The sequence below is a fragment of the Vitiosangium sp. GDMCC 1.1324 genome, assembly GCF_003044305.1.
Lineage (GTDB): Bacteria > Myxococcota > Myxococcia > Myxococcales > Myxococcaceae > Archangium.
Genome location: NZ_PZOX01000025.1, coordinates 196,378 through 216,590, shown reverse-complemented (window position 1 = coordinate 216,590; position 20,213 = coordinate 196,378). Strand labels below are relative to the sequence as shown.

6 protein-coding genes are annotated in these 20,213 nt (G+C 69.6%); all 6 read left to right on the top strand.

Going from position 1 to position 20,213, the window contains the following annotated elements; translation table 11 throughout:
* A partial coding sequence (locus tag DAT35_RS47680) for a non-ribosomal peptide synthetase (protein WP_108076009.1) occupies positions 1 to 13,193 on the top strand: 13,193 nt, incomplete at its 5' end.
* Positions 13,190 to 14,833: a cyclic peptide export ABC transporter gene (locus DAT35_RS47675; RefSeq protein ID WP_108076008.1), complete on the top strand. Its 1,644-nt coding sequence runs from the start codon at positions 13,190 to 13,192 to the stop codon at positions 14,831 to 14,833. The genes DAT35_RS47680 and DAT35_RS47675, both read left to right, overlap by 4 nt.
* Positions 14,830 to 16,350 carry a glycosyltransferase gene (locus DAT35_RS47670; protein ID WP_108076007.1) on the top strand — a complete coding sequence of 507 codons (1,521 nt, stop codon included), beginning with the start codon at positions 14,830 to 14,832 and terminating at the stop codon, positions 16,348 to 16,350. Before DAT35_RS47675 ends, DAT35_RS47670 begins: the two co-directional genes overlap by 4 nt.
* 6 nt (positions 16,351 to 16,356) lie before the next feature.
* Positions 16,357 to 17,700 carry a glycosyltransferase gene (locus DAT35_RS47665; RefSeq protein ID WP_108076006.1) on the top strand — a complete coding sequence of 448 codons (1,344 nt, stop codon included), beginning with the start codon at positions 16,357 to 16,359 and terminating at the stop codon, positions 17,698 to 17,700.
* A 74-nt stretch (positions 17,701 to 17,774) separates the two neighbouring features.
* Positions 17,775 to 18,581 carry an aspartyl/asparaginyl beta-hydroxylase domain-containing protein gene (locus tag DAT35_RS47660; RefSeq protein WP_108076005.1) on the top strand — a complete coding sequence of 269 codons (807 nt, stop codon included), beginning with the start codon at positions 17,775 to 17,777 and terminating at the stop codon, positions 18,579 to 18,581.
* 39 nt (positions 18,582 to 18,620) lie between these two features.
* Positions 18,621 to 20,210, top strand: a complete 1,590-nt coding sequence (locus DAT35_RS47655; protein WP_108076004.1) for an MBL fold metallo-hydrolase — start codon at positions 18,621 to 18,623, stop codon at positions 20,208 to 20,210.
* Positions 20,211 to 20,213: the final 3 nt, after the last annotated feature.

The window sequence follows — 20,213 nt, the reverse complement described above, 5'->3', positions numbered from 1 at the left end:
TTCCCCTCGTCAACGCCTACGGCCCCACCGAGTGCTCCGACGACGTCACCCACGGGCCTCTCACCTCTCCTCCCGCTTCCTCCGTCGTTCCCCTCGGCAAGCCCATCTGCAACACCCGCCTCTACGTCCTCGACTCCCACGCCCGCCCCTGCCCCATTGGCGTCCCCGGTGAGCTCTACGTCGGTGGCTCCGGCGTCGGCCGTGGCTACCTCCTCGACCCTCGCCGCACCGCTGAATCCTTCCTCCCCGACCCCTTCTCCTCTCACCCCGGCGCCCGCCTCTACCGCACCGGCGACCGCGTCCGCTGGCTGCCCGACGGCACCCTCGACTTCCTGGGCCGCATCGACTTCCAGGTGAAGGTGCGTGGCTTCCGCATTGAGTTGGGTGAGATTGAGGCCACCCTCTCCCGCCTCCCCTCCGTGCGCGAAGTGGTGGTGGTGGTGCGCGAGGACTCTCCGGGCAACCAGCGTCTCGTCGCCTACCTCTCCGCTCGTCCGGGTCACTCGCTGGAAGTGGACGCTCTGCGCGCCCACCTCGCCCAGCACCTGCCCGAGTACATGGTGCCCTCGGCCTTCCTCGTCCTGGAGGCCCTGCCCCTCACTCCCAATGGCAAGGTGGACAGGAAGGCTCTGCCTGCTCCCTCCGGCTCTGACGACTCCCGCTCCTACGCTCCTCCTCGCACCCGTACCGAGGAGCTGCTGTGCGGCCTCTTCGCTCGCCTGCTGCGCCTAGAGCGCGTCGGCATCCACGACGACTTCTTCTCCCTCGGTGGCCACTCCCTGCTCGCCACCCGTCTGGTGGCCCAGGTGCGTGAGGTGCTCGGCCTCGAGTTGCCCCTGCGCGCTCTCTTCGAGGCCACCACCGCCGCCCGCCTCGCAGAGCGTCTGGACGCTCTGAAGACTCAGTCCCAGGGCTCCTCCTCCGCTCCGCCCCTGCGGCCCGCTCCTCGCGACAGCGCCCTGCCTCTCTCCTTCTCCCAGCAGCGCCTCTGGTTCCTCGACCAGTGGCAGCCCCACAGCTCCTTCTACAACATCCCCTCCGCCCTCCGTCTCCAGGGGGCCCTCGACGTCGACGCCCTTCGCCGCTCCTTCGACGAGCTCTTCCGTCGCCACGAAGCGCTGCGCACCACCTTCCAGGCCACGGCGGAGGATCCCCTCCAGGTCATCCATCCGCCGCAGCCCGTGCCGTTCCCCGTCATCGATCTGCGGCCGCTGTCCGGGTCCGATCGTGAGCGCGAGGCGCGTCGGCTCGCCAACGAGGAGGCCCAGCGACCCTTTGATCTGGCCACGGGCCCGTTGATGCGGGCCTCCCTGCTGTGGCTGGACGAACAGGACCACGTGCTCGTGGTCGTCATGCACCACATCGTCTCGGACGACAGGTCCATCGAGGTGCTGCTGCGCGAGGTGGTGGCACTCTACGGCGCCTTCACCCGGGGCGAGCCCTCGCCGCTGCCGCCCCTGCCCGTGCAGTACGCGGACTATGCCGTCTGGCAGCGCTCCTGGCTCCAGGGCGGAGAGCTCGAGTCGCGGGTCGACTGGTGGCGCAAGCAGCTCGAGGGGATGCCCCAGGCGCTGGAACTGCCCACGGATCGCCCGAGGCCCGCGCACCAGAGCTATCGCGGCGCCGTGCGGGAGCACCGCCTGCCCCGCGCCCTCTCCGACTCGCTGCGCTCCTTCCACCGCCGCGAGGGCGTCACCCCCTTCATGACGCTGCTGACGGCCACCCAGGTGTTGCTGCACCGCTACTCGGGCCAGGAGGACTTCGCGCTCGGCACGCCGGTGGAGGGCCGCGAGCAGCACGGGCTGGAAGGGCTCATCGGCTTCTTCATCAACACCGTGGTGCTGCGAGCCCGGCCCGAGGGCCGGCTCAGCTTCCGCGAGCTGATCGCGCGGGTGAAGGCGTCCACGCTGGATGCCTTCAGCCACCAGGAGGTGCCCTTTGAGAAGCTGGTCGAAGTGCTCCAGCCCCAGCGAGACCTGAGCCGCTCGCCGTTCTTCCAGGTGATGGTCGTCTACCAGCAGGGACTCGCGCTGAGGGGCGCCCTGCCCGGCGTCACCCTGCGTCCGCTCGAAGTGGAGAGCCACACCTCGCGGTTTGATCTCTCGCTGGCCTTCACCGACAGCCCCGAGGGACTGGGCGTCTCCTTCGAGTACAACACCGACCTCTTCGATGAGGCCACGGTGGCCCGCATGGCCGGGCATCTCGAAGTGCTGCTGAAGGGAGCGGTGGACCAGCCAGAGCAGCGCGTGGCCGAGCTGCCGCTGCTCACCGAGGCCGAGCGCCAGAAGCTGCTCGTCGACTGGAACGATACCCGCGCGCCGCTGCCGTCCGATGCACGGCTGCACGGGCTCGTCGAGGCCCAGGTCGATCGCACCCCGAACGCGCCCGCCGTCTCGTACGAGGGCACACAGCTCACCTACCGGGAGCTGGATGAGCGCGCCAACCAGCTCGCCCATCACCTGCGCTCGCTGGGCGTCGGCCTCGAGGTACCGGTGGCCGTGTGCATGGAGCGCTCGCTGGAGATGGTGGTGGGCCTGCTCGCCATCCTCAAGGCCGGTGGCGCCTACGTGCCGATGGACCCGTCCTACCCGGCCGAGCGCCTCGCCTTCATGATGGCGGATGCCTCCGCCCCCGTGCTCCTCACGCAGGAGCGCCTGAAGCCGGCGCTGCCCGCCACCTCCGCGCGCGTGGTGTGCCTCGACTCGGGCTGGGAGGACATCGCCCGTGCGCCCACGCACCGGCCCCAGGTGGCCGTGGCTCCCGAGGGCGCCGCCTACATCATCTACACCTCGGGCTCGACCGGCCGGCCCAAGGGAGCGCTCAACACCCACGTCGCCATCTGCAACCGCCTGGCGTGGATGCAGTCCGCCTACGGCCTGACGCCCGAGGACTCGGTCCTCCAGAAGACGCCTTTCGGCTTCGACGTCTCCGTGTGGGAGTTCTTCTGGCCGCTGCTCACCGGCGCGCGTCTCGTCATGGCCATTCCCGGGGGCCACCAGGACGGTGCCTACCTGGTGCGCACCATCGCCTCCGAGCGCATCACCACCCTGCACTTCGTGCCCTCCATGCTCCAGGTCTTCCTGGAGCAGCCGGGGCTGGAGTCCTGCACCCACCTCAAGCGCATCGTCTGCAGCGGCGAGGCCCTGCCCGCGGAGCTCGCTCAGCGCTGCCTCGAGCGGTTGCCGGCGAGCCTCTACAACCTCTACGGCCCCACCGAGGCCGCCGTGGACGTCACCCACTGGACGTGCGAGCGCGGGGACTCGCGACGCAGCGTGCCCATCGGCCGCCCCATCACCAACCTCCGCCTCCACATTCTCGACGCGAACCTGCGCCCGGTGCCCATGGGCGTGCCGGGTGAGCTCTACATCGGAGGCATCGGACTGGCGCGCGGCTACTTCCGCCGGCCCGACCTCACCGCCGAGCGTTTCATCGCCGACCCTCTGAGCACCGAACCCGGCGCGCGCCTCTACAAGACGGGTGACCTGGCGCGCTACCTGCCCGGAGGGGAGATCGAGTACCTCGGCCGCACCGACTTCCAGGTGAAGCTGCGCGGCTTCCGCATCGAGCTGGGAGAGATTGAAGCCTCGCTCGGCCAGCACCCCACGGTGCGCGAGGCGGTGGTGGTGGCTCGAGAGGACGTGCCCGGCGACAAGCGTCTAGTGGCGTACGTGGTACCGGCGGCGGGTCAGGTCACGGATGCGGCGGAGCTGCGCCGTCACCTCCAGCAGCGGCTGCCCGACTACATGGTGCCCGCGGCCATCGTCTCCCTGCCGTCCCTGCCCCTCAGCTCCAACGGCAAGGTAGATCGCCGGGCCCTGCCCGCGCCGTCGTCCACCGCGGCGGACTCGCGCGCGTACACGGCTCCGCACACCCGCACCGAGGAGCTGCTGTGCGGCCTCTTCGCCCGCGTGCTGCGCCTGGAGCGCGTGGGCATCCACGATGACTTCTTCGCGCTCGGTGGACACTCCCTGCTGGCCACCCGCCTGGTGGCGCGCGTACACGAGACGTTCGGCGTGGAGCTGTCCCTGCGCGCCCTCTTCGAGGCCCCCACCGCCGCCCGGCTCGCCGAGCGCCTGGACTCGCTCCAGACCCACGAGCACGGCGCCGTGCCGGCCCTGCGCCCCGCTCCCCGCGACGGCGAGCTGCCCCTGTCCTTCGCCCAGCAGCGCCTGTGGTTCCTCGACCAGTGGCAGCCGCAGAGCGCCCTCTACAACATCCCGGCGGCCATCCAGATGGAGGGCGAGCTCGACGTGGGCGTGCTCGAGCGATGCTTCTCGGAGCTCGTCCAGCGCCACGAGTCGCTCCGGACGACGCTCCGCCAAGGAGAGCACGGAGGTGAGCAGGTCGTCCACACCCAGGCCACGGTGCCCCTCACCGTGATGGACCTGGAGCCGCTGTCCGCCGAGGAGCGCGAGCGGGAGACGCGCCGGCTCGCCACGGAGGAGGCTCACCGGCCCTTCGAGCTCGCCCGCGGGCCGCTGCTGCGCATCACCCTGCTGCGCCTGGAGTCCCAGCGGCATGTGCTGCTGCTGACGATGCATCACATCATCTCGGACGGCTGGTCCGTGGAGGTGCTGCTGCGCGAGCTGGCCGCGCTCTACGACGCCTTCCGCCGGGGCGAGCCCTCGCCGCTGGCGCCGCTGCCGGTGCAGTACGCGGACTACGCGGCATGGCAGCGCTCGAGGCTCCAGGGTGAGGTGCTCGAGACGCAGCTCGGCTGGTGGAGACAGCAGCTCGAGGGGGCGCCGCGAGGCCTGGAGCTGCCCACGGACAAGCCGCGTCCGGCGCTCGTCACAAACCGGGGCGCGGTGGCCACCCGCCGCCTGCCGCCGGCCCTCTCCGAGTCCCTGCGTGCCTTCCATCGCCGCGAGGGCGTCACGCCCTTCATGACGTACCTGGCCGCGTTGCAGACGCTGCTGTACCGCTACTCGGGCCAGGACGATCTGAACGTGGGCACGCCCGTCTCCGGACGAGGGCGCCCCGAGCTGGAGGGGCTCATCGGCCTCTTCATCAACACGCTGGTGCTGCGGGCCCGCATGGGCGCGCGCACGCCCTTCCGCGAGCTGCTCGCCCGGGCGAAGGAGTCCGTGCTCGGAGCCTTCAGCCACCAGGAGGTGCCCTTCGAGCGGCTGGTGGAGGCGCTCCAGCCCGAGCGCGACCTGAGCCGCACGCCGCTCTTCCAGGTGATGCTCGTCTACCAGCAGGGGCTGGTGATGGAGCGGGCCCTGCCGGGGCTGACGCTGCGTCCGCTGCCGGTGGACGGACAGACGGCCAAGTTCGATCTGACCCTCTACGTCACCGACGGTGAGCAGGGCCTGGAGACGGCGCTCGAGTACAACACGGACCTCTTCGAGGCAGCGACCGCCGACCGGATGCTGGGACATCTGGAGGTGCTGCTGAAGGGAGTGGTGCAGCGGCCGGAGCAGCGCGTGTCGGAGCTGCCGCTGCTCGCCGAGTCCGAGCGCCGCCAGCATCTGGTGGAGTGGAACACGCTGCGCGACGGCTTCGCCCGAGGCCCGGCCCTGCATCAGCTCTTCGAGGCCCAGGTGGCCCGCACGCCGGATGCCCTCGCCGCGTCCTTCGAGGATCTCCACCTCACCTACCGCCAGCTCGACTCCCGCGCCAATCAGCTCGCCTGGCGCCTGCGCTCCCTCGGCGTCGGCCCTGACTGCCTCGTCGGCCTGTGCGTCGAGCGCTCCATGGACATGCTCATCGGCCTCCTCGGCATCCTCAAGGCCGGTGGCGCCTACGTCCCCATGGATCCCGCCTACCCCTCCGAGCGCCTGGCCTTCATGCTCCAGGACACCTCCGTCCCGGTGCTCCTCACCCAGTCCTCGCTCCAGGACAAGCTGCCCGCGCACCGCGCCTCGGTGCTGCTGCTGGATTCGCCCGACAACGGGCTGGACTCCGAGCCCACCCACGCCCCGGACTCGGGCGTCACGCCCACCAACCTCGCCTACATCATCTACACCTCGGGCTCCACCGGCCGGCCCAAGGGCGTGCAGATTCCCCACGAGCAGGTGGTCCGCCTCTTCAGCGCCACCGAGCACTGGTACCACTTCGACTCGCAGGACGTCTGGACCTTCTTCCACTCCTACGCCTTCGACTTCTCCGTCTGGGAGCTGTGGGGGGCCCTGCTCTACGGTGGCCGTGTCGTCGTCGTCCCCTACTGGGTGAGCCGCTCTCCCGACAGCTTCCTGTCCCTGCTGCGCCGCGAGCGCGTCACCGTCCTCAACCAGACGCCCTCCGCCTTCCGCCAGCTCATCCACGCCGACTCCACGTCCACCGAGCCCGGCGAGCTGTCCCTGCGCTACGTCATCTTCGGCGGCGAGGCGCTCGAGTTCGCCAGTCTGCGCCCCTGGTTCTCCAAGCACGGCGACAGCAAGCCGCAGCTCGTCAACATGTACGGCATCACCGAGACGACCGTGCATGTCACCTACCGCGCCCTGTGCGCCGCTGATGCCGAGGGCGCCTCGGGCAGCATCGTCGGCGTGCCCATTCCCGACCTCCAGGCCTTCGTCCTCGATGGCCACCTGCAACCGGTGCCGGTGGGCGTCCCCGGCGAGCTCTACATCGGAGGCATGGGCCTGGCTCGCGGCTACCTCCACCGTCCGGAGCTCACCGCCGAGCGCTTCGTCCCCCACCCCTTTTCGCGCCTCCCCGGCGAGCGCCTCTACAAGACGGGGGACCTGGCTCGCTTCCGTGCCGACGGCCACATCGAGTACCTCGGCCGCACGGACCTGCAGGTGAAGATCCGCGGCTTCCGCATCGAGCTGGGCGAGATCGAGACGGCCCTGGCGCAGCACCCCACCGTGCGCGAGGTGGTGGTGATGGCGCGCGAGGACTCGCCGGGCGTCAAGCGGCTGGTGGGCTATGTGGTGCCCGCGGTGGGTCAGGTGACGGACGTGGCGGAGCTGCGCCGTCATCTCCAGCAGCGGCTGCCCGACTACATGGTGCCCGCGGCCCTCGTCTCCCTGGACGCCCTGCCCCTCACCTCCAATGGCAAGGTGGATCGCCGGGCCCTGCCCGCGCCGGAGCTGGAGCGCTCGGCGAGGACGGCCTACGCGGAGCCACGGACGCCCGTGGAGCGAGAGCTCGCCAGCATCTGGGCGCACGTGCTGCGGCTGGAGAAGGTGGGCATCCACGACAACTTCTTCGCGCTGGGCGGAGACTCCATCGTCAGCCTGCAGATCATCGCCCGCGCGCACCGCGTGGGCCTGCGCCTCACGCCCAAGCAGCTCTTCCAGCACCAGACGATCGCCGAGCTGGCGCCCGTGGCGATGGAGGTCCGGGCCACGACGGGCGAGCAGGGTCCGGTGGTGGGCCCCGTGCCACTCACGCCCATCCAGCACTGGTTCCTCGAGAGGGAGCTGGAGACGCCGCACCACTTCAACCAGGCGGTGATGGTGGAGGTGCGCGAGCCGGTGGAGGCGGAGGTGCTGGAGCGGGCGCTGAACCACCTGGTGGAGCACCATGACGCGCTCCGGCTGCGCCTGACTCAGGCGGAGGGAGGCCGTCGGCTGGCATGCGCCGAGCCGGGTGGCGCGGTGGTGCTGCGCCGGCTGGACGCCTCGCGAATGGAGCAGGCCGCCGAGGAGCTTCAGCGCGGCCTCTCGCTGGAGAACGGCCCGCTGGTAGCGGCGGGCCTGGCGGAGCGAGGAGAAGGACGCACCGGGCGCCTGCTGCTCGTCATCCATCACCTGGCGGTGGACGGCGTCTCCTGGCGCACGCTGCTGGAAGACCTGGGCACGGCCTGCCAGCAGCTCCGTCAGGGGCAACCGGTGTCGCTGCCGCCCAAGAGCACGTCATTCAAGACGTGGGCGGATCGGCTGGTGGCGCATGCCCGCTCGCCAGCGGTGGCGGCGGAGCTGCCCTTCTGGCTGGACGAGGCCCGCACGCGCGTGCTCCCGCTCCCGAGGGACATTGCCGGCGGTGACAACACCTTCGCCTCGGCGAACGGGGTGACGGTGTCGCTGGAGGAGGAGGAGACCCGCCTGCTGTTGCAGGAGGTGCCGTCCGCCTACCGGGCCCGCATCGACGAGGTGCTGCTGGCGGCGCTGATGCAGGCCCTGGCACCGTGGTCGGAACAGTCCCGGCTGCTGGTCGATCTAGAGGGACACGGCCGCGAGGACCTCTTCGACGATGTGGACCTGTCACGCACGGTGGGATGGTTCACCTCGCTGTACCCGGTGCTGCTGGAGGTGCCCGAGACGGCCAGCCCGGGCGAGGCAGTGCGCGCCGTTCGCGACGAACTGGCGAGGGTGCCAGGACGAGGTCTCGGCCATGGCCTGCTGCGCTACCTGCGCGAGGACGAGACGGCACGGCGCCTGCGTGCCCTGCCCGCCGCCGAGGTCAGCTTCAACTACCTGGGCCAGTTCGACACCGGCGCGCGGGCCGAGGGTGCCTTCGCCCTGGTGCGAGAGCCCACCGGCCCCACCATCGGCCCTCGGGAGCACCGTCCCCATGTGCTGGAGGTGGGCGGCTACGTGCTCGCGGGCCGGCTGGATCTGCGCATTGGCTACAGCGAGGCGCTCCACACACGAGACACCGTCCAGATGCTCGCCACGCGCTTCCTCGAGGCGCTGCGGCACATCATCGCCGGCCGGGCCAGCGCGGACGCCGCCCGCCGCACGCCCGCCGACTTCCCCCTGGCGCGCCTCACTCCAGAGGGGCTCGAGCACATCCTCCGCGAGGATCCGCTCGTGCGGGACATCTACCCGCTGTCGCCCATGCAGCAGGGCATGCTCTTCCACTCGCTGTTCGCGCCGCGGGTGGGCATGTACCTCGAGCAGCTCACGTGGACGTTCGGCACACCGCTCCAGGTGGACGTCTTCCGCCGAGCGCTGGAGCGGCTGACGGAGCGCCACGCGATCCTCCGCACCGCCATCCACCGGGAAGGAGTGACCGAGCCCCTCCAGGTGGTACGCCCGCGAGCCGAGCTCCCCTGGCGCGAGCTGGACTGGCACGGCGTCTCCCCGGCGGAGCAGCAGACGCGGCTGGAGGCCTTCCTCCTCGAGGATCGCGCCGCGGGCTTCGACCTGGCCCATCCGCCGCTGATGCGCCTGGCGCTCATCCACCTGGACGAGCGCGCCGCGCGGCTGGTGTGGACGTACCACCACCTGCTGCTGGACGGGTGGAGCATGGGCCTGCTCGTCCAGGAGCTCTTCGGCACGTACCACGCGATGCTGCGAGGTGAGACGCCGCCCCAGCAGCCCGTGGCGGCCTTCCGCGAGTACATCGCCTGGCTGCAACGCCAGGACGACGCGAGCGCCGAGGTCTTCTGGCGGCGCTCGCTCCGGGACTTCACCGCGCCCACGCCGCTGCCGTTGGCCCGGCCTCCCGCTGTGGGCCAGGAGCACCTGCCTCCCGGGGAGCGGATGCTCCACCTGTCGGCCGAGCACACCGCGCGGTTGCAGACATTCGCCCGCGAGCACCAGCTCACGCTCAACACGCTGGCGCAGGCCACCTGGGGCCTGCTGCTCGGCCGCTACGCGGGCACGCAGGACGCGCTCTTCGGCACCACGGTCGCCGGCCGCCCGCCGGAGCTGCAAGGCGTGGAGTCCATGGTGGGCCTCTTCATCAACGCGCTTCCGGTGCGGGTGCGGCTGGAGCCACGGGTGCCAGTGCTCCAGTGGCTGAAGGAGCTGCAAGCCTGGCAGGTGGAGATGCGCCAGCACGAGCACAGCCCACTGGTGAAGGTGCAGGGCTGGAGCGAGCTGCCCCGGGGCACGTCCTTCTTCGACAGCTTCCTCGTCTTCGAGAACTACCCGGTGGACACCTCCGTCTACGAACGGGGGAGCAGCCTGGAGATTCGAGACCTCCGCTTCATCGAGCGCATCAACTATCCGCTGGCGGCGGCGGTCGTCCCCGGGCAGGAGCTGAGACTGCGGCTCGAATACGACGCGGCGCGCTTCACGTCCGAAGCCATCGAGCAGTTGCTGGAGCACTGGCGAGGCGCGCTGGAGGCGGTACTGGCCCGGCCCGAGCAGCCGCTGGGCGAGCTGTCGCTGCTCACCGAGGAAGAGCGGCACCGGGTGCTGGTGGAGTGGAACGACAGTCACGTGGACTTCCCGCGTGACGTCCTCGCCCATCAGCTCTTCGCGGCCCAGGTGGCCCGCACTCCGGACGCGCCCGCCGTGTCCACCGGCGACGCCACCCTCTCCTTCCGAGAGCTGGACGCTCGCGCCAACCAGCTCGCCTGGCACCTGCGCTCCCTCGGCGTCGGTCCCGAGACGCGGGTCGGCCTGTGCGTCGAACGCTCGTTCGATTTCATCGTGGGCATGCTCGGCGTCCTCAAGGCCGGCGGCGCCTGGGTCCCCCTGGATCCGACCTACCCCTCGGACCGCCTCGCGTTCATGATGGAGGACTCGGGCGTGCCGGTGCTGCTTGCCCAGGATCACCTGGTGGACGAGCTGCCCGCGCAGAGCGGATTCCTCGTGTGCCTGGACACGGACTGGCCGCAGGTGGCTACCCAGCCCACGGAGGCGCCGCCCGCGCGCGGCGTGCCGGACAACCTGGCGTATGTCATCTACACGTCCGGCTCCACGGGCCGGCCCAAGGGCACCCTGCTCACCCACCGCGGCCTGTGCAACACCGCCCTCGCCGCCGTCCGCGAGCATGGCTTCCGTCCTGACAGCCGCGTCCTCCAGTTCGCCTCCATCGGCTTCGACGCCTCCGTCTGCGAGGTCTTCGCCTCCCTGCTCGCCGGCTCCTGCCTCCACCTGGCTCCGCGTGAGCAGCTCATGCCGGGCGCGCCCCTGCATGGCCTGCTCCGCGAGCGCGCCATCACCGCAGTGACCCTCACCCCCTCGGTCCTCGCGCAGCTCGACCCCGAGGGCCTCGAGGGCCTGGAGACCGTCCTCACCGCGGGCGAGGCCTGCCCTCCTGAGACCGCCGCGCGCTGGTCCTCCGGCCGCCACTTCCTCAACGCCTACGGCCCCACCGAGGTCACCGTCTGCGCCTCCATCGAGTCTCGCGTCGACCCCCTCCAGCCCACCATCGGCAAGCCCTTCCCCAACGCTCGCGTCTACGTCCTGGATGAGCAGTTGCGGCCTCTTCCCGTGGGACTCCCCGGCGAGCTCTACGTCGGTGGCCCGGGCGTCGCTCGCGGCTACCTCGGGCGTCCCGAGCTCACCGCCGAGCGCTTCATCCCCGACCTCTTCTCCCCCGAGCCCGGCGCCCGCCTCTACCGCACGGGCGATCACGTCCGCTGGCTGCCCTCCGGATCGCTGGAGTTCCTCGGCCGCCTCGACGAGCAGGTGAAGCTGCGTGGCTTCCGCATCGAGCCCGGTGAAGTCGCCTCCGCGCTTCGAGAGCACCCCTCGGTGGAGGACGCCGTCGCCCTCGTCCGCGAGGACACGCCGGGAGTGCAACGGCTCGTCGCGTACGTGGTGGCGGACGAGCCCGTGCCCGAGGAGTCCACCCTGCGCGCCGCGCTCAAGGAGCGTCTGCCCGAGTACATGGTGCCCGCGGCGATCGTCTTCCTGAAGGCGCTGCCGCTCACGCCCAACGGGAAGCTGGACCGGCGGGCGCTGCCGGTGCCGGGCATGTCCGAAGCCCGAGCCGCGGACCACGTGCCTCCGCGCAACACGGTGGAGGAGCTGCTGGTGGGGCTGTGGGCGGAGCTGCTGGGCGTGGAGCGCGTGGGCATCCACGACGACTTCTTCGACCTGGGCGGACACTCGCTGGCGGCGACCCAGCTGGTGACGCGCATCCGCGCCGTGTTCGACGTGGACATCTCCCTGCAGGAGCTGTTCGACCTGCCCACCGTGGCCCAACTGGCCGAGCGGCTCGGGACTCCCCGCGATGGCGCGCCCGCGAGACCGCCTCCCGTCACTCCCATGCACGCGGACGGGGACGTGCCCCTGTCCTTCGCGCAGGAGGCCTACTGGTCTCCCGAGCGCCAGGGAGCGGGGAGCATCTACAACCGGGTCCTCACCCCGCTGCGGCTGGAAGGGCCGCTGGACGTGGAGGCCCTGCGGATGGCCCTGGAGGAGCTGGTGCGCCGCCACGAGCCGCTGCGCACCTCCTTCCCGGTCGTGAACGGCCAGCCCCTGCAGCGCGTGGCCCCACCCGATCGGTGGGAGCTGCCGGTGGAGGAGATCAGCCACCTGACAGAGGAGGCACAGGAGGCCGAGCTCCTGCGGCGGCTGAACGAGGAAGGCTGGCGTCCGTTCGACCTGGAGCAGGGGCCGCTCATGCGCACGCGCCTCTACCGCCTGTCGGACACGACGCACGTGCTGATGCTCGCCATGCACCACGCCGTGACGGATCTCGTGTCCGGCATGGTGATGCTGCGCGAGCTGGCGGCGCTCTACGAGGCCTTCAGCGAGGACGAGCCCTCACCGCTGCCCGAGCCCACGCTGAGCTACCGGGACTACACCCTCTGGCAGCGCGAGTGGATGCAAGGCGAGGTGCTGGAACAACACCGGGCGTACTGGAGCCTCCGGCTGGCGAAGCCACCGTCTCCGCCGCCACTGCCTTTCGATCATTCACGCCCGGAGACCGAGAGCTTCCGCAAGGGCAGCCACGGCTTCACCCTGTCGCGGGAGCTGTCGGATGCGCTCCGGACACTCGCCCGGCGCGAAGGCGTCACACCCTTCATGCTGGGACTGGCCGCGCTCGAGTCCTTCCTGTCACGGCGGACGAAGCACGAGGACATGATGGTGGGCTTCGTCCATGCCAACCGCCCCCGCCCAGAGCTGGAGCCGATGGCGGGCATGTTCGCCAACTACCTGCTGCTGCGCACGGACCTGTCCGGTGACCCGAGCTTCCGCGAGGTGCTGCGGCGCGTGCGCACGGACTACCTCGAGGCGTCCGAGCACCAGGCCCTGCCGCACGTGGAGCTGGTGAAACTGCTGCGTCCGGGGCAGGCGGACAGCCGCCCCTTGAGCCCCATCGGTTATGTCTTCCAGACGTTCGCGCCGCCCACCCCCTCGGTGGCCGGGCTCTCCATGAGCGTGGTGCAAGTAGACCTGGAGTTGATCCTCAACGACCTGCAGCTCGTGCTGGCGGACGGCCCGGAGGGGTTGGCGGGCCGCTTCGAGTACAAGTCCGAGCTCTTCGAGCCAAAAACGATCGCGGCCCTGGCGGAGGAATTCCAGGCGTTGCTGAAGCAGGTGGTGGAGGAGCCGGATCGGCCGCTGGTGGACCTGCCCGACCCGCCCGCGCGCGACGGAGAGGTGGCCGCATGAGGTTGCTCGCCCTGCTCTGGCGGCGCTCGCGGCTCCTCTTGTGCTTGGCCGTCCTGGGCGGGCTCCTGTCCGGTGCGGCGAGCGCGGGGCTCCTCGCGCTCATCAACCACGTCCTCGCGGGCAACCGCGAGCCCTGGCTGCTGCCCGGCTTCATCGGAACGTGCGTGCTGGCGCTCGTCTCGCGCATGGGCTCGCAGATGCTGCTCAACCATCTCCACGAGCGCATGGTGTACGAGCTGCGCGTCGACCTCTTCCACCGCATTCTCGCCACGCCGCTGCGGCGGCTGGAGGAACTGGGCCCGCATCGGCTGCTGGCCACGCTCGCGGACGACGTCATGGTGACCAGCACCGGCCTGCTGATCCTGCCCACCGTCATCAGCCACCTCGCGGTCATCATCGGGTGCCTGACCTATATGGCCTGGCTGTCGTGGCCCGCCCTGCTGGGATGCCTCGTCTTCATGTTCCTGGGCGTGCTCAGCTACCTGCTACCGGCCCGCTATGTCACTCGGCTCATCCGCACCACGCGGGATGTCCAGGATGTGCTCTTCAAGAACTTCCGTGCCCTCACCGAAGGCATCAAGGAGCTGAAGCAGCACCGGGAGCGGCGTGAGTCCTTCCTGGCGGAGGACCTGGTGCGCACGGCCGCGGAGCTGCGGCGGCTGCGAACCCACAGCAGCTACCTGGACTCCGCCACCAAGATCTGGGGCAGCCTGCTGTTCTTCGTGATGGTGGGGCTGCTCCTCTTCGTCCTGCCACGCTTCCTGGCGGTGGAGACCTCGACCCTGATGGGCTTCACCCTCACGGTCCTGTACCTGCAACAGCCACTGGACACCCTGCTCAACACCACCCACGTGCTGAAGCAGAGCAACGTCGCGCTGGAGCGCATCACCCACCTCGGGCTCGACGGGCAGGAGGCCCCGCGCCTGGCCGCATCCGCCGAGCACCCGGTGAGCACGTTCCGGGAGCTCGAGCTGAACGGTGTCACGCACACCTATCACAGCGAGCAGGAGGATCGGGCCTTCACGCTCGGGCCCCTCCAGCTGACGCTGCGGCGTGGGGAGATCATCTTCCTGGTGGGCGGCAACGGCAGCGGGAAGACGACGCTGGCCAAGCTCATCACCGGGTTGTACCTGCCCGAGCGCGGGGAGATCCGCGTGAACGGCGTCCCCGTCACCGGCCAGAACCTGGAAGACTACCGCCAGCACTTCTCGACAATCTTCTCGGACTTCTACCTCTTCGAGCGGATGGTGGGGCTGGCGCCGCCGGATCTCTCCGAGCGTGTGCGGGAGTACCTGCGGCGGCTCCAGCTCGATCGCAAGGTGCGGCTGGAGCAGGGCGTGCTGTCCACCACCGCGCTCTCACAGGGCCAGCGCAAGCGGCTCGCCCTGCTGACGGCGTGGTTGGAGGACAGGCCCTTCTACGTCTTCGACGAGTGGGCGGCGGATCAGGATCCCACCTTCAAGCATGTCTTCTACGAGGAGCTGCTGCCGGAGCTGAAGCGGCGCGGGAAGGCGCTCCTCGTCATCTCCCACGACGATCGCTATTTCCACCTGGCGGATCGCCTCATCCGGCTGGAGTCCGGCCAGCTCCGGGAGGCGCCACCCCTGCAAGCACATCCACGAGAGAGAGAGCTCGCATGAGTCGCAGTGCCCATCTGTTCCTGGAAGCCGAGCCCTACCAGAACGCCTCCGGGGCCATCAACGCCTGGGTGGAAGACGAGCTGCGAGCGCTTGGCTATGGCGTCGAGCGCCACAACCACCATCGTGTCAACGCGCCAGACGCGGGCATCCCCGTGGCCACCGCGCGGCGCCTGCTGGCCCTGCGCTCCCGGCCGCCCGCGGACCTGGCCGTCTACTGTGATCTCGGCCTGTGGATCTCTCCCCCCTCTCGGGAGCGGGCCCGGCGGACGTTCGTGTACTTCCACGGGCTCCACGGCGCGCCCACCACCTGGCTCGGCAACCCCGTCATCGACCTGTACGGCACGCTGTCGCCCTACATCCACGACACGCTCTCCGCGCTGCTGATGATGCCGGACTGGCGCCAGCGCCGGTGCCTGGAACCCCGCGGAGCCCAGGTGGTGGAGTCCATCGTCCCAACCCTGCCCTGCCTGGAGGCGAAAGATGGGGATCCCCGCCTGCCCGGCGGAGGATTGCCCTCGTCCGTGCAGGAGGCGCTCGATCGCGGCGAGGTGCTGGGCCATGCGCTCCAACCCTCGAAGGCGGACTGGGCGGCCGTCTGCCAGATCCTCCTGCACCTGCGAGTACTGACCCGGGAGCACGGTCATCCACCCGTGCGCCTGGTGGTGTCCGCCGAGGACTACTCCCTCATGCAGCATGTGCTCCGCTTCCGCCACCCCTTCGACGCATCCGCGCTGGTGGCGGCGCTCCAGGCCGCGGACCTACGGCTGGAGGATCTCCTGCTGCCTGTCGCACACCTGAGCCAGCCCGCGCTCTTCCAGCTCTTTCAAAAGGCCCGCTTCGGGCTCGTCTACAACACCGTCCCCGAGCCCTTCGGGATGTATGTGCTCGAATCGGTGCTCAACGGTTGCCCCATCTACACCAATGGGGCGGGCAACAATCGCCATGCGCTCCCGCCCGGCCACGGCATCGTCGTGCGCGAGAGCGCGGGCATGGCCTCGGGCACGCCGGGGGCCTACGCCACCGTGGCGGAGCGGATCCTCCAGGACATCCAGGCACCGGGCCCGCTCCGGGAAGCGTGTCAGCGAGGGGCCGCGCTCATCCGCCGCACGTTCACCCGCGAGACCTTCTCCGCCAGCGTCCGCGCCTGCGTGGCCCGGCTGGAGTCGCAAGCCGAGGCGCCGCGCTGGAGCTTCGACGATCTGGTGTTGCGCCTGAGCCCCATGGTGCGCCGGCTCGACGAGGCCAGCGGGCGGTTCAGCTCCGACTACGCGGGCGGCGTCCTGAGCGAGCGGGAACGCGAGTCACTCCCCGAGCTCCTGGGCCAGCCAGCGGGCCGGTTGGGACACGGCGAGGCCGAGCGCTCGCTGCTGGAGGGGCTCTTCGACAAGGGAGTGTTGTCCCTCACGCCGCCCGATGAATCCGCGCCGCCACGGCCCACCTGGGGCGCATGGCCCTGGTATCCGCCGCGCTCCGCGTTCCTGAACCCCTCCTTCCTCTTGGAAGCCGCCACCAGGTAGTCCCCCGTGTCCACCATCCTCTTCACCCCCATGCACGAGCGCGGGCACATCAACCCATCGCTCAAGCTGGCCCGGGCCCTCCAGGCGCGGGGCCACCGGATCGTCTATTGCGGCCTCCCGGACACGGAGGAGCTCATCCGGGGCGAGGGCTTCGAGTTCGAAAGCCTCTTCGCGGAGCTCTTCCCCAAGGGATTCCAGGCGGAGGTCATGGCCCGCCTCGGAGGGCTGAGTGGACTCGAGAGGATGGCCTATGTGCGCGAGCTGGTCCGCAAGCAGACGCGGATGCTCGAGTCCCTGCTCGACGGCGAGTTCGATCGGATCATCGCCCGGACGCGCCCGGACCTGGGCATCACCGACGTGCTGTTCCCCGAACGGTCCCTGATCCTCCACGGCCATCGAGTGCCCACCCTGCTGCTGAACACGAGCATCCCCTTGCGGTGGGAGCCCGGGACGCCGCCGCCCACCTCGGGCGTCATTCCCGACGGTCTGCTCTCCAGCACGCTCCGGGGCGCCCTGGACTGGGGGCGCATCCTGCTCGACTCGAAGCTGGCGTTCGCGCGCCACCAGGTGGGGCTCGATCCGAACGTGCTCAAATATCGGCACGCGCTGGCGCGCAAGCATGGCTATCCGCTCTCGGGCCTGGACTTCGCGGGCAGGCCCACGGGCGAGCACGAGCCCATGATCATCCTCTGCCCGCGCGAGTTCGTGGAGTTCCGCGGTGCCGGGCTGTCGATCGACTACCTCTACATGGGGCCCGCCATCGATCTCCAACGCCAGGAGCCGCCCTTCCCGTGGGAGCAGCTCGACGGGGAGCGGCCCCTCGTCGTGTGCTCCCTGGGAACGATGGCCATCCACCCCGATCGGGCCGAGCGCTTCCACCACTCGGTGATCGACGCGGCGCGGCGGCGCCCCCAGTGGCAGTTCGTGGTCGCCACCAACCAGTGGAAGGGCTCGGCGGCGACGAACGGGGACCCCCCGTCCAACCTCCTGTGCGTGCAGCACGTGCCTCAGCTCCAGATGCTGCGGCGCGCCTCCGCGATGGTCACCCACGGCGGCTTCAACAGCGTCAAGGAGTGCATCTATTTCGGCGTGCCCATGGTGGTGTTGCCCGTCCAGTTCGATCAGCCCGGTGTGGCGGCCCGGGTCGCCCACCATGGCCTCGGCGTGCGCTCGTCCATCGACACCCTGTCACCCGACACCCTCACGGGGTTGCTCGACGAAGTCGTGGAGAAACCCTCATACCGGCGCAACCTGGAGCGTATGCAGGCGATCTTCCAGGCGGCCGAGCAGGAGCAACTGATGGCGGACACCCTCGAGAAGCACCTGCGCACACGAGGCTCGGCTTCCTGAAGATTCCACGACCCGTTTGAAGTCCGATTTTGATATGTCTTTTCCCCTTACAGGCGTTCGCCAGAAGGTCAGACATGGAAACCAGATCGAACCGCTTGATTGACGAATTGAGGCAGCGCGCCCTGCGGACGGTGGGAGGCGCCGTCACGACGGGAGTCATCCACACCGCGAAGCAGGTCACCCGAGCCATCGATCAGAGGCCCGAGGCGCGGCGCACCTTCTTCCAGCCCCGGGAGTTCCCCTTCACGGCCCACCTGGAACGGGAATGGCGCACCATCCGCCAGGAATTGGACGTGGTCATGCGCGGGGTGGACATCATCCCCAACTTCCAGGACCTCCAGCACGAGCAGCGTGAGCTGACCACGGATGACAAGTGGAAGACGTTCGTCTTCTACGGCTACGGGGTGAAGATGGAGGAGAACTGCCGGCGCTGCCCGGAGACGACGCGCCTGCTGGAGAGCATCCCCGGCATGAGGACCGCCATGTTCTCCATCCTGCGCGGCCGTAAACACATCCCCGCGCACACGGGCCACTACAAGGGCGTGCTGCGCTACCACCTGGGCCTCCTCGTGCCCGAGCCCGACAAGTGCCGCATCCGGGTGGGCCAGGACATCTCCTCGTGGGAAGAGGGGCGCAGCCTCGTCTTCGACGACACCCATGATCACGAGGTGTGGAAGGAGAGCGACGGGGATCGCGTCGTGCTCTTCGTGGACTTCCTGCGGCCCCTGCCCCCGCTGCTCGACGGCGTCAACCGACTGGTGGTGAAGATGATCGGCCTGTCGCCCTACATCAGCCAGAGCGAGCAGAACATGCAGCGCTGGGAAGAGTATTTTGGCAAGGAGTTCGACCTCCGCCGCAATACCCCAGGCCAGGGCACCTGAAGCAGCCCCATCCCGTCCCTCTCCACCTCGAGTCTTCTCATGGCCGCCCTCCAGTACCTCAAGCCCAACGTCGCGATCGAACCGCTCTACAACCAGTGGTACGTGTGGTGGTACCTGCTGTCACCCGCGACGGCGCCGCTGTTCGTGACGAACCTGCACGCCAAGCTGATGTCCTCGTTCGTCACCAACCCGGAGGTGCACGTCGCGGCGCTGAAGAACCCGGCGCTGATGGGGGGACCGTTCCTCAACCACCCGGCCTCGCGCGCCCCCGAGGTCAAGGCACTGCTGGAGCGCACCACGCGCGAGCAGGCGCACATGGTGGCTTTCGCCAAGGCGGTGGCCGAGCTGGAGCAGTTGCTGGCCACCTCGGCGACGGGGACGTCGATCGAGGGCCTCTACCCCAAGGTGCCAGACATCCTGCGAGGCTACGTGGAGCTGACGTATGACATGGCCAACCACGCCAGCTTCCGCTTCATCGAGCCGCTGCTCTACCGGAGCCGCTACCACCAGGAGTCCGCGCAGAGCATCTTCCTGATGCAGGTGGAGGGAGACGAGCGCAAATACATCTACAGCACGCCGCGGCTGGAGGGGGACTCGCCGCTGTGGCTGAAGGTGCCCTACCGGCACGAGGGACTGGACGCACTGTTCCGCATGAGGACGACCCCGGGCTCACCGGGAGCGGTGGCGGAGATGCTGGGAGTGCCGTCCAGCGCCGCGGCGGACTTCGCGGCCCTCTTCACCGAGACGCCTCCGCGCCGGACCGAGCCCTGGTCCGGAGAGGGAGTGCGCGTGCGCTACTTCGGGCATGCGTGCGTGCTCATCGAGGCGGGCGGGGTCTCCATCCTGACGGATCCGGTCATCAGCTACGAGTTCCCCACGGAGCAACCGCGCTTCACGCACGCGGACCTGCCCGAGCGCATCGACTACGTGGTCATCACCCATGGCCACGCCGATCACCTGATGATGGAGACGCTGCTGCAACTGCGCCACCGGGTGGGCACGGTGGTGGTGCCGCGCAACAATGGCGGAGGGCTGGCGGATCCCTCGCTGCGGCTGATGCTGGAGAACACGGGCTTCCGCAACGTGGTGGAGCTGGACGAGTTGCAGCGTCTGCCGATTCCCGGCGGAGCCATCACCGGCGTGCCCTTCCTGGGCGAGCACAGTGATTTGTCCATCCACGCGAAGATCGCACACCTGGTGCAGATTGGAGGCAAGTCGCTGCTGATGGCGGCGGACTCCAACGCCATCGAGCCGAGGCTCTACCAGTACCTGCGCGAAGTGGTGGGAGAGATCGACGTGCTCTTCCTGGGAATGGAGTGCGAGGGAGGGCCGATGAGCTGGATGTACGGGCCGCTGCTCAGCCAGCCGGTGCCGCGCAAGGTGGACCAGTCGAGACGGTTGAACGGCTCGAACTGCGCAAGGGCCACGGAGATCGTCACGCACCTCAACCCCAAGGACGTGTACGTCTACGCGATGGGCCAGGAGCCGTGGCTGCGGCACGTGATGGTGCTGGCCTACGACGACAAGGCCCCGCAGATCGTCGAGTCCAATCGCTTCATCGAGCACTGCCGCGCCAAGGGAATCCGCGCCGAGCGCCCCTTCGTGCACATGGAGCGCGTCTTCACCTGACGT

Excerpts from the sequence above, each read along its gene's own strand:
- DAT35_RS47675 (WP_108076008.1), top strand. The coding sequence starts at position 13,190 with ATGAGGTTGCTCGCCCTGCTCTGGCGGCGCTCGCGGCTCCTCTTGTGC.
- DAT35_RS47670 (WP_108076007.1), top strand. The coding sequence starts at position 14,830 with ATGAGTCGCAGTGCCCATCTGTTCCTGGAAGCCGAGCCCTACCAGAAC.
- DAT35_RS47660 (WP_108076005.1), top strand. The coding sequence starts at position 17,775 with ATGGAAACCAGATCGAACCGCTTGATTGACGAATTGAGGCAGCGCGCC.
- DAT35_RS47655 (WP_108076004.1), top strand. The coding sequence starts at position 18,621 with ATGGCCGCCCTCCAGTACCTCAAGCCCAACGTCGCGATCGAACCGCTC.